The 22,769-nt window shown below is 57.8% G+C and carries 19 protein-coding genes; 1 reads left to right on the top strand and 18 read right to left on the bottom strand.

What is annotated here, in order from left to right:
• The first annotated feature begins 130 nt into the window (after positions 1–130).
• Positions 131–1,129, top strand: coding sequence for an aldo/keto reductase (locus J1C59_RS07945; protein ID WP_128086944.1), 999 nt, complete (start codon positions 131–133; stop codon positions 1,127–1,129).
• Positions 1,130–1,593: 464 nt separating this feature from the next.
• On the opposite strand, the gene flhE is transcribed toward J1C59_RS07945, so the two are convergent.
• The 18 genes from flhE to otsB all read right to left on the bottom strand — a co-directional run bounded on the left by flhE (position 1,594) and on the right by otsB (position 22,504).
• Positions 1,594–1,986 (bottom strand): flagellar protein FlhE, encoded by a 393-nt coding sequence (gene flhE, locus J1C59_RS07940; RefSeq protein ID WP_140916811.1) that lies wholly within the window; start codon positions 1,984–1,986, stop codon positions 1,594–1,596.
• Entirely contained in the window at positions 1,986–4,079 is a 2,094-nt protein-coding gene (gene flhA, locus J1C59_RS07935; protein WP_128085071.1) for a flagellar biosynthesis protein FlhA, read from the bottom strand. The genes flhE and flhA overlap by 1 nt, the downstream gene beginning before the upstream one ends.
• The gene (gene flhB / locus J1C59_RS07930) at positions 4,072–5,223 is read right to left on the bottom strand and encodes a flagellar biosynthesis protein FlhB (RefSeq protein ID WP_128085070.1); all 1,152 of its coding nucleotides are present in this window, start codon (positions 5,221–5,223) and stop codon (positions 4,072–4,074) included. Before flhB ends, flhA begins: the two co-directional genes overlap by 8 nt.
• Positions 5,224–5,416: 193 nt before the next feature.
• Entirely contained in the window at positions 5,417–6,058 is a 642-nt protein-coding gene (cheZ, locus tag J1C59_RS07925; protein WP_128085069.1) for a protein phosphatase CheZ, read from the bottom strand.
• 9 nt (positions 6,059–6,067) lie between these two features.
• Positions 6,068–6,457 carry a chemotaxis response regulator CheY gene (gene cheY, locus J1C59_RS07920; RefSeq protein ID WP_010258559.1) on the bottom strand — a complete coding sequence of 130 codons (390 nt, stop codon included), beginning with the start codon at positions 6,455–6,457 and terminating at the stop codon, positions 6,068–6,070.
• Positions 6,458–6,496: 39 nt separating this feature from the next.
• Positions 6,497–7,546, bottom strand: a complete 1,050-nt coding sequence (locus J1C59_RS07915; RefSeq protein ID WP_128085068.1) for a protein-glutamate methylesterase/protein-glutamine glutaminase — start codon at positions 7,544–7,546, stop codon at positions 6,497–6,499.
• Positions 7,546–8,418: a protein-glutamate O-methyltransferase CheR gene (gene cheR / locus J1C59_RS07910; protein WP_128085067.1), complete on the bottom strand. Its 873-nt coding sequence runs from the start codon at positions 8,416–8,418 to the stop codon at positions 7,546–7,548. The genes J1C59_RS07915 and cheR overlap by 1 nt, the downstream gene beginning before the upstream one ends.
• Before the next feature lie 80 nt (positions 8,419–8,498).
• On the bottom strand, positions 8,499–10,175 hold the full coding sequence (locus tag J1C59_RS07905) for a methyl-accepting chemotaxis protein (protein ID WP_128085066.1): 1,677 nt from the start codon (positions 10,173–10,175) through the stop codon (positions 8,499–8,501).
• A 106-nt stretch (positions 10,176–10,281) separates the two neighbouring features.
• Positions 10,282–11,844 (bottom strand): methyl-accepting chemotaxis protein, encoded by a 1,563-nt coding sequence (locus J1C59_RS07900; protein ID WP_128085065.1) that lies wholly within the window; start codon positions 11,842–11,844, stop codon positions 10,282–10,284.
• Positions 11,845–12,035: 191 nt separating this feature from the next.
• Positions 12,036–13,709 carry a methyl-accepting chemotaxis protein gene (locus tag J1C59_RS07895; protein ID WP_128085064.1) on the bottom strand — a complete coding sequence of 558 codons (1,674 nt, stop codon included), beginning with the start codon at positions 13,707–13,709 and terminating at the stop codon, positions 12,036–12,038.
• A gap of 163 nt (positions 13,710–13,872) precedes the next feature.
• Positions 13,873–14,370 (bottom strand): chemotaxis protein CheW, encoded by a 498-nt coding sequence (gene cheW, locus J1C59_RS07890; protein WP_128085063.1) that lies wholly within the window; start codon positions 14,368–14,370, stop codon positions 13,873–13,875.
• A gap of 23 nt (positions 14,371–14,393) precedes the next feature.
• The gene (cheA, locus tag J1C59_RS07885) at positions 14,394–16,382 is read right to left on the bottom strand and encodes a chemotaxis protein CheA (protein ID WP_208721832.1); all 1,989 of its coding nucleotides are present in this window, start codon (positions 16,380–16,382) and stop codon (positions 14,394–14,396) included.
• 11 nt (positions 16,383–16,393) lie between these two features.
• The gene (gene motB / locus J1C59_RS07880) at positions 16,394–17,338 is read right to left on the bottom strand and encodes a flagellar motor protein MotB (RefSeq protein WP_128085061.1); all 945 of its coding nucleotides are present in this window, start codon (positions 17,336–17,338) and stop codon (positions 16,394–16,396) included.
• Entirely contained in the window at positions 17,335–18,222 is an 888-nt protein-coding gene (gene motA, locus J1C59_RS07875; protein ID WP_128085060.1) for a flagellar motor stator protein MotA, read from the bottom strand. The genes motB and motA overlap by 4 nt, the downstream gene beginning before the upstream one ends.
• 130 nt (positions 18,223–18,352) lie before the next feature.
• Positions 18,353–18,931: a flagellar transcriptional regulator FlhC gene (gene flhC, locus J1C59_RS07870; RefSeq protein WP_111141564.1), complete on the bottom strand. Its 579-nt coding sequence runs from the start codon at positions 18,929–18,931 to the stop codon at positions 18,353–18,355.
• Positions 18,928–19,281: a flagellar transcriptional regulator FlhD gene (gene flhD, locus J1C59_RS07865; RefSeq protein ID WP_111141566.1), complete on the bottom strand. Its 354-nt coding sequence runs from the start codon at positions 19,279–19,281 to the stop codon at positions 18,928–18,930. Before flhD ends, flhC begins: the two co-directional genes overlap by 4 nt.
• Before the next feature lie 1,001 nt (positions 19,282–20,282).
• Entirely contained in the window at positions 20,283–21,719 is a 1,437-nt protein-coding gene (gene otsA, locus J1C59_RS07860; protein ID WP_140916810.1) for an alpha,alpha-trehalose-phosphate synthase, read from the bottom strand.
• Positions 21,716–22,504 (bottom strand): trehalose-phosphatase, encoded by a 789-nt coding sequence (gene otsB / locus J1C59_RS07855; RefSeq protein ID WP_128085059.1) that lies wholly within the window; start codon positions 22,502–22,504, stop codon positions 21,716–21,718. Before otsB ends, otsA begins: the two co-directional genes overlap by 4 nt.
• Positions 22,505–22,769 lie beyond the last annotated feature (265 nt).

Here is a 22,769-nt window from a genome sequence, read left to right as displayed (position 1 = left end):
GCGCGGCCAGTCCGCCCGCCGCCTCTCAGCCTTTCCCCGGCGTGGTGATACCTTTTTTGCATAACGCAAAGAGCAATTCAGTGCGGCCGACGGGAGTGAAACAATCGCCGCTCACTCACGAGGAGAGACAATGGAAAAGCGAACGTTAGGTCAGGATCTGGATGTCAGCGCGATCGGCTATGGCGCAATGGGGCTGAGCGAATTTTATGGTCAGACCGATGACCGGCAGTCACTGCAGCTGCTGAACCAACTGCACACGCTGGGCATCACGTTTATCGACAGCGCCGATCTTTACGGTCGTGGCCACAATGAGTGGCTGCTCGGCCAGTTTCTGGCGGGCCTGCGCCCGGCTGAGCGGCTGAACTTCAGCGTCGCCACCAAATGCGGTATTGAACGCCCGGCAGAGGAGGCGTATGCCCGCACCATCAATAATCAGCCCGACTACCTCACCCGCTGCTGCGAGGCCTCCCTGAAACGGCTGGGTGTCGAACGTATCGATCTCTTCTATCTGCACCGCATCAGCCCGGCGACGCCGATTGAGGAGAGCATGCAGTGCCTCAGCCGTCTGGTGCAGGCGGGCAAAATCGCCCGCATCGGGCTGTGCGAAGCCTCCGCGTCGACGCTGGCACGCGCCCACGCCGTCCATCCGCTGACCGCTCTGCAGACCGAGTACTCGCTCTGGACGCGTGACATCGAAGAGGCGATCCTGCCGATGGTGAAGCAACTCGGGATCGGCCTGGTGCCCTACTCGCCGCTGGGCCGGGGTTTTCTCACCGGTAAATACCGCAGGCACAGCGATTTTGCCGAGGGCGACTTCCGCAAGAACAATGACCGCTTCCGTCAGGAAAATCTCGACCACAATCTGCGGCTGCTGAATGCGATGACCCCGCTGGCGGAAAAATATCACGCGACCACCGGACAGATCGCCCTCGCCTGGCTGCTGGCGCAGTATGAAAAGATTGTGCCGATTCCGGGCACCAAACAGCTGGCCTATCTTACCGAGAACGCGAAAGCCGCCGAACTGGTGCTGGAAGCGGATGATATCCGGTTGCTGAATAGTCTCCATCAGCAGGTAGAGATAAAAGGCGGTCGCTATTCGGAGGAAGGGATGAAAGGCGTCAACGCCTGAAGATGGGTTGCGCACCGTGCTGCGGTGCGTCAGTCTCATTTCAGCGTGATAGAGGAGGTTATCAGGTGGCGACGTTAAGAAACATTGACAGCTTCAGGGGGAATGGCCTGAGGACTGTTTCTGTATAGCAACCCGTCCGGAAGCGTTTCACACCCCTCTCATCAGCCTTCGCGCGCAGGCGGGACATCATCACGGCAGCGTTGAGTTCTGGCTTAACCTGCAAAATGGTGTCGATATCCGGGAAGTAATAAATGACGCGCGCGCCCAGCAGGCGATCGGTCGCGTCACACGTTTACCGGATTTTCTGGCGCAGAAAGGGAATCAGGTGGCCTGAAACGCGCCGCCACCCTGACGGCACAGGGGCGATGAGCGGGCGTAGCCGCAGGAGTGACAGCCCGCGCCATCATCAAAGGCTGATGTCGTGATTCGCCTACCCGCGCAGGGTGATGCCAGCAGAGCGTCACCTACTCGTAATTCACCATCACTTCGCTGCTCACCACCCGCAATCCGGGCGGCAACGCCCCGCTGCCGGCAAAGCCAAACACCATGTGCAGGGTTTCGCGGGCATTCAGGTGAGCCAGACCGCGCGTGCTGCCGCTGGCGCCTTCCAGCGTGGCGCAGCGCTGCTCACCGCACAGCCGCACTTCCAGACCGGAGGGGGCCGGTCTGCTCAGTTCATAACGCCAGCTGATGACGCTGACTTCACCCGCGATATCCGCAGGCGGAACCAGCGGCTGCGACCGCTGCCAGCTGCCGCGATTCGCCAGCGGCGGGCCGTTGGCGCTGGCGTTCCATGCACCGCCGCCCGCCTGCACCGCCAGAGGCAGCAGCATCAGAGCCAGGATCAGCCCACGCATCATTTACCTCCGATCGTTGCCGTCATGCGGATCTGGCGGTTATCGCTCAGTTCCAGATTGGAGAGCACCACCAGCTGAGGCAGGTTGCGGCGCAGGAAGCGCGCCAGCAGCGCACGCAGTGGATGATTGACCAGCAGAACCGGCGGCGCGCCCAGCATCTCCTGACGCTGCAGGGCCGCCTGAGCCTGGCTTAACAGCCGATCGGCCAGGCCTGGCTCCAGTCCGCCGCCGCCCTGCAATGCCTGAAGCAGCAGGCGTTCCAGCGTGGAATCCAGACCGATAACCTGCACCTCGTCATTGCCCGGGAACCACTGCTGCGTAATCGCCCGGCCCAGCGCCACACGCACGACGCTGGTCAGCTCCTGCGGATCGCTCTGCACCGGCGCATGTTCCGCCAGCGTCTCGATAATGGTGCGCATATCGCGAATCGACACCCGCTCCACCAGCAGGTTCTGCAGCACCTTGTGCAGCGTGGTCAGGGAGATCACGCCAGGCACCAGATCTTCGGTCAGCTTCGGCATCTCCTGGGTCACCCGATCCAGCAGCTGCTGCGCTTCCTGACGGCCAAACAGCTCGCTGGCGTACTGACCAATCAGATGGTTAAGGTGGGTCGCGACTACGGTACTCGCCTCCACCACGGTGAAGCCCTGAATCTGCGCCTGCTCTTTCAGCGCGCTATCGATCCAGACCGCCGCCAGCCCAAAAGCTGGGTCGACTGTGGCCTCACCTGGCAGCGAGCCCGCCGCCGTGCCAGGGTTAATCGCCATCCAGCGACCCGGATAGGCATCACCGCTGCCAATCTCCACCCCTTTCATCAGGATGCGATAGCGTGCCGGTGGCAGCTCCATGTTGTCGCGGATATGGACTACCGGCGGCAGGAAACCGACATCCTGCGCCACTTTCTTACGGATGCTGCGGATACGGCCCAGCAGCTCGCCGTTTTGCTGATGATCGACCATCGGAATCAGGCGATAGCCGACTTCCATGCCCAGCGTATCTTCCAGCTGCACATCGGTCCAGGAGGCTTCCGTCGTGGCGGGCGTCTCCGCCATTTTGGTGATGCCGCCTGCCGCTTCCGGTTTTTTCTTTGGCTGCATTTCGCGGCCACGCAGCCACCAGGCCAGGCCCAGCAGAGCGGCGGTGAACAGCAGGAAGACGAAGTTTGGCATGCCGGGCACCAGGCCCAGCAGGCCAATCACCCCGGCGCTGAGCATCAGAACCCGCGGATCTTTAAACAGCTGGGTCACCATCTGCTCGCCGACATCCTGATCGGTGGCGACGCGCGTTACGATAACACCGGCCGCGGTAGAGATAACCAGCGCCGGGATCTGCGCGACCAGGCCATCACCGATGGTCAGCAGCGTATAGGTCTCGGCGGCATGTCCCGCATCCATCCCGTGCTGAACCACACCCACCAGCAGGCCGCCGATGACGTTGATCACCATGATCATGATCCCGGCGATGGCGTCCCCGCGCACGAACTTACTGGCACCGTCCATTGAGCCGTAGAAGTCCGCTTCCTGGGTAACTTCGGCACGACGGCGCTTGGCCTCATCTTCACCGATCAGACCGGCGTTGAGGTCGGCGTCGATCGCCATCTGCTTACCGGGCATCCCGTCCAGCACAAAGCGCGCGCCCACTTCGGCGATACGACCGGCACCCTTGGTAATGACCATGAAGTTGATGATGACCAGGATGATGAACACCACGATACCGATGGCGAAGTTGCCGCCCACCAGGAAGTGGCCAAAGGCTTCAACCACCTGACCGGCCGCCGCAGCGCCGGTGTGCCCTTCCATCAGGATGATACGGGTGGAGGCCACGTTCAGCGCAAGACGCAGCAGGGTTGAGAAGAGCAGAATGGTCGGGAATGCCGCAAACTCCAGGGTTCGCTGGGTGAACATCGCCACCAGCAGGACCATGATCGACAGTGCGATGTTAAAGGTGAACAGCAGATCGAGGATGAACGGCGGCAATGGCAGAACCATCATCGACAGGATCATCATGATCAGCACCGGCCCGGCCAGCACCTGCCACTGCATATCTTTCAGGTTGCCCGGTAAACGTAGTTTTGCGGCCAGGTTATTAGCCATCGTTTTTGCTCTCTCCTGCAAAGTCCATCTCTGCCGGAACCGGCAGGTTTTTAGGTTTAGCTGGGATCAGGCCGCCTTCGCGCTTCCAGCGACGCGACTGCCAGACCCATGCCAGCACCTCAGCCACGGCCGCATAGAGCGCGCCGGGAATGTGCTGACCAATCTCAGTGTGACGGTACAACGCACGCGCCAGCGGCGGTGCTTCCAGAACCGGGATGCGGTGTTCGGCACCCAGCTCACGAATTCTCAGGGCGATTTCGCCCGCGCCTTTGGCAATGACCTTCGGCGCACTCATCTTCTTCTCGTTGTACTGCAGGGCCACCGAATAGTGCGTCGGGTTCGTTACAATAACGTCGGCCTTCGGCACATCGGCCATCATGCGGCGACGGGCGGCGGCGCGCATCTGCTGGCGGATACGCCCCTTCACATGCGGGTCACCCTCCTGCTGTTTGTGCTCGTCGCGGATCTCCTGCATCGACATCTTCAGTTTCTTAAAGTGGCTGTAGAGCTGCCAGAAGACGTCATAACCCACCATCGGGATCAGCCCCAGCATCACCAGCGAACAGCAGACCGCGATCATCTCCATGCCGTGGATCAGGGCGGTGACCGGCGATTCGCTGATCAGCCGCAGCATCTCCGGCCAGTGGCTCCAGATGTACCACCAGCCCACCGCGCCCACTAAGATCGTTTTCAGGATGCCTTTAAACAGTTCAGTCCAGGCCTGCGCGGCGAACATCCGCTTGAAACCCGCCATCGGGCTGAGTTTTTTCAGGTCGAACTTGATCGATTTGCCGCTGAACACGATGCCGCCGAGCAGCATCGGGGCGGCGATCGCCACCAGCACCAGGCCGCCCATCAGCGGCAGCAGCGCCATCAGGGCCTGGGTGATCAGGCTGCCGATGTGGCTGACGATAATCTTGTCATCCCTGACCATGCCGTGGTCGAAACGCAGCCCGGTGGCCACCATCGCCGCCAGCCGGTGCGCCATCATGTTGCCGCCAATCCACAGGATCATGATGCCCGCCAGCAGCATCAGTAAGGATGTCAGCTCGCGCGAACGCGGAATCTGGCCCTCTTCACGCGCTTTCTCAAGTCGGTGGGCCGTGGGCGATTCTGTTTTGTCCTCGTCGCTCTCTTCAGCCACGACAAACCTCGGTTGGCAGGAATTCTGAGCATAGGATGCCAAATCTGGCTTAAGTTAAAGCGGAGATAAGATGGGGAAAACAGGCGTTCTTTCGGGGATGAGTCTGACAAGGGGGAACGGGGCCACCCGGAAGGTGCCCCCTTTTTGCTTCACCGCTGCCCGATCGCCCGCCCGCAGGCAGGCGATCAGGGGATTAAAATCCTAAGCTGTCCAGCAGGTCATCAACCTGATCCTGGTTCGCAACCACGCCCGGTGCATCGGCGTGGATCTGCGGACCGTTCAGCAGGCTGGTGCCCTCCTGACGCTTCTCAGCGCTGACTTCTGGCATGTTCTCCAGCAGCACCATCAACAGCTGGCGCTCGATTTCCTGGATCACATCCATCATGCGCTTGATAACCTGACCGGTCAGGTCCTGGAAATCCTGCGCCATCATGATGGCAAGCAGCTGCTTGTTGGTAAACGAGGTATGCTCGGGAACGTCGGTGAGGAATGCGCGCGTATCCGTCACCAACTCCCGCGCATCGCTCAGCTCGATCGGGTTCTCAAACCACTCATCCCAGCGTTGTTTCAGCTGGGTTGCCCCGGCTTCCATTTTATCCTGATGAGGTTGTGCTGCTTCAACACAGTTCAGCGCACGATCGGCGGCCTGGGCGGTCATCTGCACCACATAGTCCAGACGATCGCGGGCATCAGGAATGGCCTCAGCCGCATCGGCAATGGCTTTATCCAGTCCCAGCTCGCGCAGACTGTCGCGCAGCATGCGCGTCAGAGAGCCAATGCGGGTAATGATGTCGTGTGCCGAGGCATCCATAGTTGGTTTCGGAAGGTCGCTCATCACATCTCCTTACATGCCCAGTTTTTCAAAAATTTTACCCAGCTTCTCTTCCAGGGTAGCCGCCGTGAAGGGTTTCACGACATAGCCGCTGGCGCCAGCCTGGGCGGCGGCGATAATGTTCTCTTTCTTCGCTTCCGCTGTGACCATCAACACCGGCAGTGAACTCATCGCCGCGTCGGCACGAATGGTCTGCAGCAGCTGCAGGCCATCCATGTTTGGCATGTTCCAGTCGGAAATCACGAAGTCGAAACCACCCGCTTTCAGTTTGCCGAGGGCATCCACACCATCTTCCGCTTCTTCTACGTTATTGAAGCCCAGCTCTTTCAGCAGGTTACGAACAATACGACGCATCGTATTGAAGTCGTCTACTACCAAAAAGCGCATGTTTTTATCAGCCATATCTACTCCTGAGTTGTCTCGCCCGGCAGGACGGGCCTGTTAAATACGCAATGCCTGTCCGGCGCTAATTTTCGCCAGCATGTGCTGGCTGATGTTGCTTAAATCCACGACTTCGCTCACGCCGCCTGTGGCAATCGCCTCACGCGGCATGCCAAATACCACACAACTGGCTTCATTCTGGGCGATGGTCCAGGCGCCCGCCCGGTGCATTTCCAGCATCCCGGCGGCACCGTCGTTGCCCATGCCGGTGAGGATCACCCCCACCGCGTTTCGGCCGGCGTTTGTCGCCACCGATTTAAACAGCACATCCACCGAGGGTTTGTGCCGGTTAACCGGTGGTCCTTCATTCAGTTTCACCACATAGTTGGCCCCGCTGCGGCCCAGCTCCATGTGCATCGCGCCTGGCGCGATGTAGGCGTGGCCCGGCAGAATACGTTCGCCATCCTCCGCCTCTTTTACCGTGATCTGACAGAGCTTGTTCAGACGCTCGGCAAAGGAGCGGGTAAAGCCTGGCGGCATATGCTGTGTAATCAGCAGCGCCGGGCTGGTCGCCGGTAACGGCTGCAGCACATGGCGAATCGCCTCGGTGCCGCCGGTGGAGGAGCCGATCGCTATCAGCTTCTCACTGCTCAGCAGCGGCCCCGCTTTCAGCGACGCGGGCACCGGCATCGCGGCACGGTTATGCACACGGGCACGGGCAGCCGCGCGGATTTTGTCGCCGATCATCTGGCTGTAGGCCAGCATCCCTTCACGGATCCCCAGCTGCGGCTTGGTGACGAAATCGACCGCGCCCAGCTCCAGTGCCCGCAGGGTAATTTCAGAGCCTTTGCCGGTCAGCGAGGAGACCATCACCACGGGCATCGGCCGTAACCGCATCAGTTTTTCCAGGAAATCGAGGCCATCCATGCGCGGCATTTCCACATCCAGCGTCAGCACCTGCGGATTAAACTGCTTGATCAAATCGCGGGCGACCAGCGGATCGGGTGCCGTAGCGACCATCTCCATATCCGGATGGCTGTTGATGATTTCGGTCATCAACTGCCGCATCAGCGCAGAGTCATCCACGCACATCACGGTGATTTTGCTCATCATCTTTCCTTCGTCAGTCCATAGACGGTTTGTCCACGCAGCCAGAACTCTTTACTGATCTGACTGAAGTTTTCGGAGTGACCGGCGAACAGGATGCCGCCGGGCTTCAGCAGGGGGACAAACCGACGCAGAATCTTCTCCTGCGTCTCTTTATCGAAATAGATCATCACATTGCGGCAGAAAATGGCGTCAAACGGCCCCGGCAGCGACCACTCGTTCGCCAGCAGGTTCAGCTGCGCGTAGGTGACCAGGTTGGCCAGCTCGGGACGCGCCCGCACCATGCCCGCATGGGGGCCGGTGCCGCGCAGGAAGAAGCGCTGCATCTGCGCCGGTGACAGCGTGCGCAGCTCCTCCTGGCGATAAACCCCCGCTACCGCTTTTTCCAGTACCTGGGTGTCGATATCGCTGGCATGAACCTGGAACTTGCCCGGTCCGGTGCCCAGGGTTTCCGCCAGCGTCATGGCGATGGAGTAAGGCTCCTCACCGGTTGACGCTGCGGTGCTCCAGACGCTGTAGTTGCCCTGGCGCTTGCGCGCATGCTCCGCCAGAATCGGAAAGTGATGCGCTTCGCGAAAGAAGGCGGTCAGGTTCGTGGTCAGGGCGTTGATAAAGGCCTGCCATTCGGCGCTGTTGGGATCGGACTCCAGCAGCGCCAGATAGCGACCAAAATCGTCGATGTTCAGCGTGCGCAGACGACGGACCAGACGGTTGTACACCATCTCACGCTTGTGGTCGGCCAGTACGATACCGGCACGCTGATAGATCAGCTGGCTGATACGGCGAAAATGCGTATCGGAGAGCGGTAAACGCTGCACCATCTGCGACAGCAGCGTTGTCGTCTCATTTTGATCTAATACCGTCGATTTCTTCATCTCTGCACCTGGCCCGAACTGAATAAAATAGCTGTCTGCTGCGATGCCCGGCGGCTTAATGGCTGCCGGGCGACGGGCAATTAAAAGGTTTCCCAGTTGTCGTCGCTGCGTCCCGCAGAGGAACGACCAACGGCTAACGATGCTTCTGACGGCAGCGTTTTTATCGCCGTTGTCTTGTTAACGGCCTGCGCGACAAATTCTTTACCAATATTGAACACAGATACCGCTTGTTTGAGATGACTTGCCTGATCTTCGAGCGCTGCGGCCGCTGCGGCGGACTCTTCCACCAGCGAGGCGTTCTGCTGCGTCACGCGATCCATCTCGGTAACGGCCAGGCCAACCTGGTCGATGCCACGGCTCTGCTCGTCGGACGCTGAGGCGATTTCACCCATGATGTCGGTAACGCGGGTGACCGCGCTGACGATGTTGCTCATGGTGTCACCCGCGCTCTCTACCAGTACCGAGCCGGTGTTCACGCGACTGACCGAATCCTCAATCAGACCCTTAATCTCTTTGGCCGCCTGCGCACTGCGCTGCGCCAGGCTGCGCACTTCCCCGGCCACCACCGCAAACCCACGGCCCTGTTCACCGGCACGCGCCGCTTCCACCGCCGCGTTCAGCGCCAGAATGTTGGTCTGGAAGGCGATGCCGTCGATCACGCTGGTGATGTCGGCAATTTTCTTGGAACTGCCCGCGATCTCTTTCATGGTGGTGACCACGCCATCCACCACCCTGCCGCCCTGCTGCGCGGTTTCGGAGGCGGTCAGCGCCAGCTTCGACGCCTGACGGGCGTTTTCGGCGTTCTGCTTCACGGTGGCGGTCAGCTGCTCCATGCTGGCGGCGGTCTCCTCCAGCGAAGCGGCCTGCTGCTCGGTGCGTGAAGAGAGGTCGTTGTTACCGATGGAGATCTCACTGGCACCGGTATAGATGGCGTCCGATCCGTCGCGGACGGTGCGGACGGTGCGGACCAGCTCCTGCTGCATATGCTGCACCGACGTCAGCAGATCGCCGATTTCGTTACGGACGTTAATCTCAACGGTCTGAGTCAGGTCGCCGCGCGCGATGTGCTGGATATGTTCGATACTCTGACGCAGCGGACGGATCAGCATCGAGCGCATCAGGTTCCACACCAGGATAATCATCAGCAGCGTAACGGCCAGCGTCGCGATAACGATGGTGATGGAGCGGCTGTAAGCCTGCTGGTTAGCTTCCACGCCCTGCTGGGCCAGCTCTTTGTTGTGATCCAGCCAGGCGGTGTAATCTTTCTGGAACTTGTCCTGATAGCTCTGCGTCGGCTGATCCACAAATCCTTTGAAGTTGCCGGTGGTAAAGAAGACCATCAGCTCAGCCAGCGCATCGTGATAGGCCTTGTAGTTCGCCTGTAACGCCAGGACGTTCTCGGCGGTTTTGCCCTTCTCCGACAGGTTGTCGTTGAAGATCTGATAGTTCACTTCCGCCTGTTTCAGCTCCTCGCCTGCCAGCGCCACCAGCTCTTTCACGCTGGCCCCCGAACCGGACATCTGCGCATCCTGCAGGAAGCGGATACCGGCACGGTTCAGGGTGTTACGCGCCTGAACCAGCGAAACCCATGAGGTGCCCATCGCCTGTTGCAGGGTGTTTAACTGCTGGTTGTAAGCAAAATTATCTTTATCTGAACTGACCGTTTTAAAAAACATACCGCCGGAGAAGAGCTGCAGCAGCGCAAAAAGCGCCAGCACGCACAGCAGACCGGTAACAACACGAACACGACTAAACATAAACACCTCATTGGGATTGCGATTCGTGTTTATTTATCGGCGGCAGAGGGGGGAACTTTACGCACAGCGACGGCTTAACGCCGCCGCTGTGGTGATCGCAGAGAAATCAGGCGCGGGAAATTCTGAAAACGGAGACGGCCTGGGTCAGTGCGCTGGCCTGCTGCTCCAGCGCGGCGGCCGCAGCGGCCGACTCTTCCACCAGCGAGGCGTTCTGCTGCGTTACCCGATCCATCTCGGTAACGGCGTGACCGACCTGGTCAATTCCGCGACTCTGCTCATCGGACGCCGAGGCGATCTCGCCCATGATGTCGGTGACGCGGGTTACGGCCCCCACGATCTCATCCATGGTGCTGCCGGCGCTCTCCACCTGCAGCGATCCGCTGTTGACGCGGGACACGGAGTCTTCGATCAGCGCCTTAATCTCTTTGGCGGCCTGGGCGCTGCGCTGCGCCAGGCTGCGTACTTCACCGGCCACCACCGCAAAACCGCGACCCTGTTCGCCGGCACGCGCCGCTTCCACCGCCGCGTTCAGCGCCAGGATGTTGGTCTGGAAGGCGATGCCGTCGATCACGCTGATGATGTCGGCAATCTTCTTCGAGCTGCCCGCGATCTCTTTCATGGTGGTGACGACGCCCTCCACCACTTTGCCGCCCTGCTGCGCGGTTTCAGAGGCGGTCAGCGCCAGCTTCGACGCCTGACGGGCGTTGTCAGCGTTCTGCTTCACGGTGGCGGTGAGCTGCTCCATGCTGGCGGCGGTCTGCTCCAGCGAGGCGGCCTGCTCTTCGGTGCGGGCAGAGAGGTCGTTGTTGCCGGCGGCGATTTCGCTGGCACCGGTAAAGATGGCATCCGACCCGTCGCGCACGTTGCCCACGGTCATCACCAGCGACTGCTGCATCTCATGGATCCCGGCGGCCAGCTGGCTCATCTCATTGCGTCCTTCCACCACAATCGGCTGAGTCAAATCCCCGGACGCGATGGTGCGGATCTGCACCAGCAGCTGCTGCAGCGGCTGAATCAGGACCTGACGCAGGCCAAACCAGCAGGTGATAATCACCGCCAGCACCACCACGCCAATCACGGCCAGCAGCCACATCATCTGCGTAAAGGCTTTCTGGTTCTGCGCCATGCCCTGATCGGAGAGCGCCGTCTGGCGCGCACGCCACTGGTCATAACTGCCCTGCATGGCGACCTGCTTCTGTTCGATGTTCTCTCTGAACATCCCTTCCAGATCGCGCGCCTGCAGGCTCTTCACCATCGCCTTCAGGCCATTCTCGTAGCTGGCGTAGTCGGCTTCCAGCTTGTCGCCCAGGGTTTCATCCAGACCCGGCGTGGTCGGCAGGTGGTAGTAGATCTTAAAGTGGCGATCGGCTTCCACTAACTGTTTCTGTGCTTTAGCGATCAGCTCATCAAGCTGACCGCCGTTCATCTGTGACGCCATGCTGGTCTGCAAGCGCAGCATGCCGCGGTTAAGTGTGGTACGGCTGTTGTTTAACGAGATATAGGCGTCCGTCATCTCGGTGACATTGCGATTAGAGACCTGCGACAGTGCAAAGGCCGTTTTGTCTTTATTCAGTGCTGACCAGAAAAGGCTGCCAGAAAGTAACTGGAGTACGCCAAAGATAACCAGTACCGCGATAAGACTGGTGACCACTTTTATTTTTTTTAACATCTTGTTCCCCTGCAGGTTGATTAAGGTGCAGCGGCTATATCGGCGCAGTTACGCGTTTAATTAACGCTTTTCGACGCTTTCCGGTAAGAATGCGCTTTTGTAACTATTTTTATCATCCGGAAGGCGCAGAGGATGGTGGCAGAGCGGTCGGAAGCGGGTGCTGCGCATCCCGCAGGATGCGCAGCCTGTTATCAGAATGTTTCCCAATGCGTATCGCTGACCGGCGCGGTGACCGCGTTACGTGACGTCAGTGCCGCCGTTTCAGGCCCGGCGATCGGCAGATGTCTGGTCAGGCTCGGCTGCCCGTCGTCGCGTTTGATTTTAAACAGGGCAACGGACTGGCTTAACCGGCTGGCCTGATCCTCCAGCGAGGCGGCGGCCGTGGCGGACTCCTCGACCAGTGCGGCGTTCTGCTGCGTCACGCGGTCCATCTCGTTAACCGCCAGCCCGACCTGTTCGATACCGCGGCTCTGCTCATCCGACGCCGTGGCGATCTCCCCCATGATATCGGTGACGCGCGTTACCGCATTGACGATATCGCCCATGGTTTCCCCCGCCGTGCCGACCAGCTGAGAGCCGACATTAACCCGGTTAACGGAGTCATCAATCAGCCCCTTGATCTCTTTGGCCGCCTGGGCACTGCGCTGGGCCAGGTTACGCACCTCGCCCGCCACGACCGCAAAGCCGCGGCCCTGTTCACCGGCGCGCGCCGCTTCCACTGCGGCGTTCAGCGCCAGGATGTTGGTCTGGAACGCGATGCCATCGATCACGCTGGTGATGTCCGCAATCTTTTTCGAGCTGCCCGCGATGTCTCTCATGGTTTTCACCACGCTGTCGACCACGCTGCCGCCTTTCTCGGCCGTTTCCGATGCGCTCAGCGCCAGTTTTGACGCCTGACGGGCATTTTCGGCATTCTGTTTCACCGTGGCGGTGAGCTGCTCCATGCTGGCCGCAGTCTGTTCCAGCGAGGCGGCCTGCTGTTCGGTGCGGGCAGAGAGGTCGTTGTTACCGGCGGCGATCTCGCTGGCACCGGTGAAAATCGCATCCGATCCTTCGCGTACGTGGGTAACGGTCCGCATCAGCGACTGCTGCATATCGTGCAGGCTGGCCGCCAGCTGCGACATCTCGTTGTTGCCCGCGACCTCAATCGGCTGAGTCAGATCGCCCCGGGCGATGGTCTGAATATGTTTAATGCTGCGGTTCAGTGGCATTAGTACGATTTCGCGCAGTCCGAACCAGCAGAGCACCATCACCGCGACCACTGCGGTGGTGATGCAGGCCAGGATCCACATCATGCGGCTGTAGGCTTCGCTGTTCTTTTCCACCCCCAGTGCCGACAGGCGATTCTGATCGGCACGCCATTCGCGGTAGAGCGTCAGAAACGCATTCTGGCTGGAAGCGACCGGGATTTTTCCGGCAGCGACCAGATCGCCGGTCTGCAGCGCACTCTGCATGCCGTTCAGTGCGGCAGCGTAATCGCTGTAGCGCTGCTCAAGCTGGTTGCTGAGCTGCAGATCTTCTCCCGGCGTATCCGGCGTGGATTTAAAGTCTTTGAAAAAGCCCTCCGCCAGCTGCAGAAAGCCTTTGCTCTCCTCCAGAAGGCTGGCGACGTCCGCCGTTTTCCCTTCCAGTCTGCTGTTGGCGAAACGCAGCTGAATACGGGTCAGCAGCACCCGACTCTGGTTCAGGCTCATATAGGCATCGTTGAGCGCCTGGGTGTTTTGCGTCGCCAGCTGCGACACCGCGAAACTCTCTTTGTCATGGCTTAACGCCGAGTAGAAAACAGATCCGGACAGAACCTGGAGCAGTCCGAAGATCAGGAACACCAGAAACAGGCTGGTCACAACGCGGATTTTCGTTAACATAATTAACCCTGATAAATGTAGGTGATTAAGAGTAGCCAAAAAGTTATCGGCAGCACCTGACAGGGAATTATGATCATATAGTGCGGAGTGGATGATTTTAAAGGGATTTATGCGGAGCAGAACGATGACGGGCCGGTGATTACCGGCCCGTCATGAGGAGGGATTACGCAGTGCGCAGGTTATCCACCAGCGCCATCTCGTCGCTGCTCAGCAGCTTCTCGATGTCGACCAGAATCAGCATGCGTTCACCCAGCGCACCCAGACCGGTCAGGTACTCGGTGGACATGGTGACGGCGAACTCCGGCGAAGGCCGGATCTGATCCTGGGTCAGTGACAGCACGTCTGACACGCCGTCGACCACGATACCAACCACCCGGCTTTCCAGATTCAGCACGATGACTACGGTGTTCTCATTGTACTCCACATCGGGCTGCGCAAACTTCACGCGCAGGTCGATAATCGGCACGATCACGCCGCGCAGGTTCGTGACGCCGCGGATGAAATCAGGGGTGTTCGCGATGCGCGTCACCTGATCGTAACCGCGAATTTCCTGAACCTTGAGGATATCGATGCCGTACTCTTCGTCGCCGAGCGTGAAGACCAGGAACTCCTGGCCGACGGTTTCGCCAGCGATTTTTGTCACGGTTGCCATTCCACTCATAATATTTACCCTTACGTTATCAATCAGGCGGCAGCGCCGGCCACACGTTTTTCACGGTTAAGTGACTGCAGTGCTGAAACATCCACAATCAGCGCCACGCTACCATCGCCCAGAATGGTTGCTGCGGAGATGCCCGGCACCTTGCGATAGTTACTTTCCAGGTTCTTCACCACCACCTGATGCTGACCAATCAGCTGATCGACCAGCAGCGCGTAACGCTTGCCCGCGCTCTGCAGGATCACCACGATGCCCTGCGTGGCTTCGGTTTTCGCGCCCTGCACATCAAAGACGTTCCACAGCTCAACCAGCGGCAGATATTCGCCACGCACTTCCAGCACGCACTCGCCACCGGCCAGCGGTTTCAGCTCTTCGGCGCGCGGCTGCAGCGATTCCATCACCGCATTCAGCGGCAGGATAAAGACTTCGTCGGCCACGCGGACGGACATGCCATCCAGGATCGCCAGCGTCAGCGGCAGCAGGATACGGATGGTGGTGCCTTTGCCCTGCTTCGAGGCGATTTCGACGTGACCGCCCATCTCCTGAATATTTCGTTTCACCACGTCCATGCCGACGCCGCGTCCTGAGACATCGGTCACCTGCTCGGCGGTGGAGAAGCCCGGCGCGAAGATCAGCATGCCGACTTCTTCGTCGCTCATGTTTTCGTGAACCGGCAGGCCGGATGAGAGGGCTTTTGCCAGAATACGTTCACGGTTCAGGCCCGCACCGTCGTCCGAGACTTCGATACAGATGTTGCCGCCCTGATGTTCCGCAGAAAGCGTCAGGTTGCCGGTTGCCGTTTTGCCGGTTGCCAGGCGTTTTTCCGGGGTTTCGATCCCGTGGTCGAGGCTGTTACGCACCAGGTGCGTTAACGGGTCGATGATGCGTTCGATCAGGCTCTTATCGAGTTCGGTTGAGCTGCCCAGCAGCGTCAGTTCGACCTCTTTACCCAGTTTGCTGGCCAGGTCACGCACCAGACGCGGGAAGCGGCTGAAGACATATTCCATCGGCATCATACGAATCGACATTACCGATTCCTGCAGGTCGCGGGCGTTACGCTCCAGCTGACCCATGCTGTTCAGCAGGTCGCCATGCGCGACCGGATCGAGTTCGCCGGAACGCTGGGCGAGCATCGACTGGGTGATCACCAGTTCGCCCACCAGGTTGATCAGCTGATCGACCTTCTCGACCGCCACACGGATACTGGTGGATTCGCTCGACTTGGCTGGCGCCGCCGCGCGCTTGCTCTCGCGCTTCACCGCCGCCACCGGCAGTTCGGTGACCGTGGCAGTGTGAACCTCTTCGACCGGCGGTGTGGCGACCGGCGCCACCGGGGCCGCTGCGGCCTCAGCGTCAGGGAAGCGGATCTGCGCTTCGTCGATAACGAAGCAGAGCACGGCAACGATGTCATCTTTACCTACGCCATCGATGCAGACATCCAGCGTGCTGGTGCCCTTCTTCACGTCGGTCAGTGTGCCAAGATTGCTCATCTCTTCCAGCATCAGATCGACCTCTTTCTCTTTGAGATCGATCAGCTGGACACGCAGGCCGCCGGTGCTGGCTGCCTCTGCGCTTACCGGCGCGGCGCTGGCCGCGACGACAGGGGCAGCTGCGTCGACCGGCAGACCTTTAGCCTCCAGCGCCAGCTGGCGCAGTGCTTCACAGATATATTTGAAGCTCTCCGCGTTCGGCTCCTGCGCGGTTTTATAAGCATCGAGCTGTTCCTGCATAATATCTTTGGTTTCCAAAAACAGGTTGATGATGTCGGTGCTGAGCTGCATCTCGCCGCGACGAGCACCATCCAGAATGTTTTCCAGGATATGAGTCGTTTCCTGTAATACCGTAAAACCAAAGGTTCCGGCCCCACCCTTGATGGAGTGCGCGGCACGGAAGATGGCGTTAAGCTGCTCAGAATCTGGCTCCTGCGGGTCAAGGCCCAGCAGGTGTTGTTCCATATCCGCTAACAGCTCATCGGCTTCATCAAAAAACGTCTGGTAAAAATCGCTGATGTCCATACTCACGGGAATCACCTCGGTTGTGAGGGGGCTGCTGTATTCACCGCGCTGCCTGGTGTTGCCAGCGGTGCGCGAATCTGTTCAATCGCCGCCGGATCGCTGATCTGGACGGCATCACTTTCTGCGTTTTCTTTTTCTATTGCTGCTTCGGTGTCGTGGTTCAACACCAGCAGGCTGATGCGGCGGTTCACTGCGTCATTCCCGCCGCGATTTTTCAGGCGCATGGTGTCGGCCATGCCTAACACTCGTAAAACTTTGCCGCCATCCAGGCCGCCCATCACCAGTTCACGGCGCGAGGCGTTGGCCCGGTCGGCCGACAGTTCCCAGTTGCTGTAGCCTTTGTCGCCGCTGGCATACTGGAAATCGTCGGTATGCCCGGCCAGACTGATGCGGTTGGGAATGTCATTCAGAATCGGCGCTATCGCGCGCAGAATGTCGCGCATGTAAGGCTCAACTTCGGCCCGGCCGGTCTTAAACATCGGGCGGTTCTGGCTGTCGATAATCTGAATACGCAGCCCCTCTTCCACCATGTTGATAATCAGATGCGGACGCAGCGCTTTCAGGCGCGGGTCGGCTTCAATCAACTGGTCCAGCTTTTCACGCAGCCGGTTAAGGCGAATATCATCCAGCTGGCGTTTCTGGGCATCCATATCGACGGCCTTTTTTACTTCGCCATCTTTCTTCGTCGGATCGTCACCGCCGCCGGGGATGGGGCTTTCGCTGTCACTGCTGCGCGCCCCGCCGGTAATCGCCACCTTCAGTGGCGTTTTGAAATACTCAGCGATCTGCACCAGCTCCTGCGGGTTGGCGATCGAGAGCAGCCACATCACCATAAAAAAGGCCATCATCGCCGTCATAAAGTCGGCGTAGGCAATCTTCCACGATCCGTGGCTGCCTTCATGGCCTTTATGTTTGCGCTTTTTGATCAGCACAATTGGGCGATTGCCGTGTTTCATGAAGTCTCGTCCGAAGTTTGTTTAGCCGGGTTCTTGGCGTTACGCACATGCTCTTCCAGTTCGCTGAACGACGGGCGCTCGGCGGAGTACAGCGTTTTACGTCCAAATTCCACCGCAATCTGTGGCGCGTAACCGTTGAGGCTCGACAGCAGGGTCACTTTGATGCACTGCATCATCTTGGTGGTTTCCGCACATTTCTGGCGTAACACCGAAGAGAGCGGCGAGATAAACCCGTAAGCCAGCAGGATCCCCAGGAAGGTTCCCACCATCGCGTGGGCCACCAGCGCACCCAGTTCCGCCGCCGGACGGTCAGCTGAGGCGAGCGCATGCACGACCCCCATTACCGCCGCCACGATACCGAACGCCGGCAGACCATCACCCACGGCGGCAATACTTTGCGCTGGTACGTCACACTCGTGTTCGTAGGTCTCGATCTCTTCGTCCATCAGGGCTTCGATTTCGAAAGCGTTCATGTTGCCGCTTACCATCAGGCGTAAATAGTCAGTAATAAAATCCACTAACTGTTTATCGGCAAGGATGCGGGGATAATTAGCAAAAATTTCGCTCTGGCTGGGATCTTCAATATCGCGTTCCAGCGATAACATCCCCTGCTGACGTGACTTCGCCATCAGGCGATAAAGCAGCGCCATTAAGTCCATGTAAACGGCTTTGTTGTATTTAGACCCGCGAAATAATAAAGGCAACGCCTTAAGTGTTTTCTTAATCGACTTGCCGTTGTTGCCGACTAAAAAAGCACCGGCACCGGCACCCCCGATCATTAATAATTCGGCCGGCTGATAAAGCGCGCCCAGATGGCCACCTACCAGCGCGTATCCGCCTAACACGGAGCCCAGAACAACCAGGTAACCTATAATTATCAGCACAAAAATTCCTTACGTCCGAAACGTGTTGGTGGAAGTGACGCCAGCGCAGCAGCTGTTATTTCTGAACCGCAAGCAAAAAAAAAGCAGCGGTATTAACCGCTGCTGGATGACTTCCACAATGCGAACAAATTTAAACGGCGTGTTTAACCTGTTCATCCAGCAGTTGTGGAAACATATCGGCAGGTTCTGCAGAAAGTTTACGTCTTTTTACGGCGCGTGATGGCGGCTGGCACAGGCTGCAGGTGAAGCTGCCAACCGGCTGATGCGCATGGTTAATAAAGCTGCCATTGCAGCACTTGCAATCCGCCAGCTCCAGCATGCCGCTCTCAACGAATCGGACCAGGGTCCAGGCGCGGGTCAGCGCCAACAGCGGGCCCTCGTCCGATTGCGGACATTGTTCAAGATATAACCGGTAGGCCTTGATCACGGCATCAACGCCGCTGCACAGGCCGGTTTTCAGCAAAAATTTCCAGGCGTTGCAGAAAATCGAGGCGTGAATGTTCTGCTCCCAGGTCATGAACCAGTCCGTCGAGAATGGCAGCATGCCTTTCGGTGGCGGGCTGCCACGCAGTTCTTTATAGAGCTTAATCAACCGGCCACGGCTCAGCTGGGTTTCGCTCTCTAACATCTGCAGGCGCGCACCTAAGGTGATCAGCTCCATCGCCAGCTGAATGTCACGGGCTTCCTGAACAATACTTTTCTCACTCATGACATCGCTCTCTTTTTAGCAGGCAGATCATCTTTAGACGCGTTACGCAGTAAACCGCTCGATAATAAAATACCGGTGTGGATTTGCTGTAAATCATCCACGCGTGATTCCTGTGTCAGACGATTAATCGCTGTGCTGTCGGTAAAACGGAACTGACAAACCAGTTGATTGGTTTCCGCCATTTTTACCATCTCAGGCAATGTTAATTCAGATAATGCGTTCGCCATTTTCTCGTCAATTCCGAGGCGAAACATTGCAGAAGCTTTATCCTGGTTAATTAAACGCTGCGCGAGCAGTAAATAAGACAAGTTGAGGTCGTAAATATGTTTTAGTACTTCAGAGGTGCCCATTTTTTTCCATCCTGAGAGATGAGACGTAACTGTATCGCAGAAACTTATCTGCGGTTCGAGCTGCTGTATATTAAATCAAAAGATGGCAAAGAAACCTTCAGCTAACCTTAATGCCATGCCTTCTGCCTTCTGTTTTTTGTGGGTTTCAGACCCACCAAAGGTCAAAAATCCATGCCATTTTATTTTCGAGTTTCAGACAGCTTCCGTGATGTCTTCTTAGGTTTTTTAGGACTAATCCGAAAACAACGCAAATCTATATCGTCTGTTTTCGACATACAACGACAGCCAGAGGGAATTTTGGATAAAGTGTGACGCAGATCACACTTTTAAGGCAAATTTCTTCAGCAACCCTTTACCATCGCTAACCTTCTGGTCATTTTTTGAGCAAAAATCACGACTTTTAAGTCCAATTTGTCCTGAGAAAGGTTTAATAGGGGGTAAATGCATCGCTATTCGAGGCTTTGAGGATGATGAAATGAAGATCGGGTGTTAATCGTTTTATCACCCTATTTAGAACCAACTAATGATGGGTTACCAGCATTTTATGCTAAACATAGGGGTGGTTATTTGCAGTTAAATTAGTTACTTATGGGGAGAGTTGCACAGGGTGAGTAATGAAAGCGTTAAGGTCTTAGCGGCAGTATGCCGGGTTTAAGGCAACCTGATGTTAACAATTGCAGCAGAGCGTTAAGGCTCCAGCACCCAATGTAACAAGAGTTTATATAAGAAATACGAATGAATTAACAACAGGTTAAGCTTCGCCTATGACTCTATCGGCAGCCCGGCGCAAAACTTGAGTAATAAAGCTAAAGAAAGCGGCCTGCCGCGGCCTGACAGAGAAGGACAAAGAGCGTTGCAGGAATCGGGCCATTTTATGTGATGGCTCGCGGGCGCAGAGAGAGAGGCCCTGCGGGCGGTGTCAGAGAGCAGAGAGCGTGTCAGGCAGCACAAAAAAAAACGGCAGCGATATCCCAGGATACCACTGCCGCTTATCAGCCCGATCAGGCCAGTTTCGGGAAGGTCGCGACGTTGTTGACGGTGTTGTGATCTACGCTACGCGGGTCGATACGTTCCAGGTCCTTCAGGAAGCTTTCGCGCCAGGCGGTGATGTCGTTCTTACGCAGTACCGCCATCATGTCGTTGTAGCGGGAGATCCTTTCGGTACGCGGCATCGTAATCGCCTTATCCAGCGCAGCGGCCACCTCATCGCGGTCATAAGGATTCACGATTAAGGCTGACGTCAGCTCATTGGCCGCACCGGCGAAGCGCGACAGCACCAGCACACCCGGATCGTCCGGGTCCTGCGCCGCCACATACTCTTTCGCCACCAGGTTCATCCCGTCACGCAGCGGCGTGACCAGACCCACATCGGTCAGACGGAAGATTTTCATCAGCAGGCGACGGTCGAAGTGCTGGTTAAGGTAGTAAAGCGGCGTCCAGCCCAGCGTGCCGTACTTACCATTGATGCGCCCTGCCTCGGTTTCCAGCTGATGACGGATATCCTGGTAGGCCTGCACATCGCCGCGTGAAGTCGGGGCAATCTGCGAGTAGCGGATTTTGCCCCGGTGCTGCGGGAAGTTTTCCAGCAGGGCTTCATAGGCAAGGAACCGTTCTGGCAGCCCCTTAGAATAGTCGAGACGTTCGCAGGCGATAATATTGCGCGCATCGCCCAGCTCTTTCTTCATCGCGGCCATTTTTGGCGGCAGCGGTCCTTCGGCCATCTCTTTAATACTGTCTGGCTCGATTCCGATCGGATAAACCTCGGTCATAAAGGTATTGCCAAAGGCACGGTGCTTTTTATCGCCTTTATTCTGCAACTGTGTCAGCTGGCTGACACTGTCCAGGAACGCCACGCGATCCGATTCCGTCTGGAAGCCCAGCAGATCATATTCGCACAGCATCTCCAGCAGCTCTTTATGCGGCGGCAGCGCGTTGAATATTTCCGGTGTCGGGAACGGAATATGCAGGAAAAAACCGATACGGTTATTGATGCCTGCGCGACGCAGCGCGGCCGCGAAAGGTAAAAAGTGATAATCGTGGATCCAGACAATATCGTCAGGCTTGATCAGCGGTTTTAAGCGCTGCGCCACCGCATCATTGACGTCGCAGTAGCCTTCCCAGGCTTCACGCTGGAACTGCACCAGATCGAGGCGATAATGGAAAGCGGGCCAGATGACCGTATTCGAAAACTGGCAATAATAGAGATCGTAATCGTTCTGGTTCAGCGGGAATGAGGCATATTCGATACCCTCATGCTCCTGGACTCTGACCTCTTCCTCTTCTTCGCCAGAGAACTCGCTGATTTCACCGTTCCAGCCAAACCACAATCCACCGGTGCTTTTCAGGGCATCGAGAATGCCGACGGCCAGGCCGCCTGCGCTGGTTTTAGACCCATCTGGCATGGCGACACGGTTAGATACAACCACTAAACGACTCATAACCTAAACTCCTTACCGACGTTGTCTTGTTCTGATAGTAATAATATTTTTTCCAGCCAGCCGTAAACTGCATTCACATCCTCAAGCCGGAAGTTCGCCTCTGTGGCACCTTCACCTACTTTTATGGAGATGCCCTGCGCGGCGTTCACGGCGGCAAAGCCCTTCTCGTCTGTCAGATCGTCGCCGATAAAGACCGGCGTCCGTCCGGCAAACGGGGGCTGCTGCATAAAGTCGCTGATGGCAGCGCCTTTATCGATACCTTGCGGTTTAATCTCTACCACACATTTTCCCGGCTGGAGCGCCAGCCCCGGAAAACGTCTGACAGACTGTTCAGCCAGACGCAGCACATCCTGCTCGTGCTGCATCGCCTGGCGATAGTGAAGGGCAAACGCCATGCCTTTGACTTCCAGCTGGGTGCCCGGCCAGGCATCCATCGCCTCCTGCAGTTCGCTTCTGAGCGCCTGCTCGACCTCAGCCGGCAGGCTGATACGCTGCAGGTGCCCTTCTGCGTCACGGCGTTCTGCACCATGCACGCCCGCCGCCGGCCCCTTCAGGGGGGCGGCCAGCGCATCGAGTTGTTCAATGGGTCTGCCGGAAACCAGTGCAAGTGCGCCCTGCGAGTGGGCAGAGAGCTGCTGGAGTTGGGCGATAACCTGCTCAGGAATAAAGACCGCTTCGGGACGGGACTGGATTGCTGCCAGCGTGCCATCGACATCAAAAAAGAAGGCGTACTGTCCGTTTGTTAATGTCGGGTAACTGGCATGGGGGTCTGCCACCTGATTCACGTCACTTCTCCTGAAATCGTATTGAATAAAACATTGAGTTAAAACAAGAATGTCCTGACGCAGTCAGGTCAGCAAGCGGGAAATTCTGAAAGGCGGTGATTGAGGGGTAAAACAGGGTGATTCGATAGGTCACTCTCCTCAAACGTGCAAACGCGTTGCTGACAATACTGGCTACCTGAGAACACCTTCGCATTAAGTGTAGTCATTAATAGGGGTTACGCCAGAAATATGCAGTTTTCATGCCAGCCGCTGCGTTTAAATAAGC

It is taken from the genome of Pantoea deleyi (assembly GCF_022647325.1).
Classification (GTDB): domain Bacteria; phylum Pseudomonadota; class Gammaproteobacteria; order Enterobacterales; family Enterobacteriaceae; genus Pantoea; species Pantoea deleyi.
This window is presented reverse-complemented; position numbering and strand designations above follow the sequence as displayed.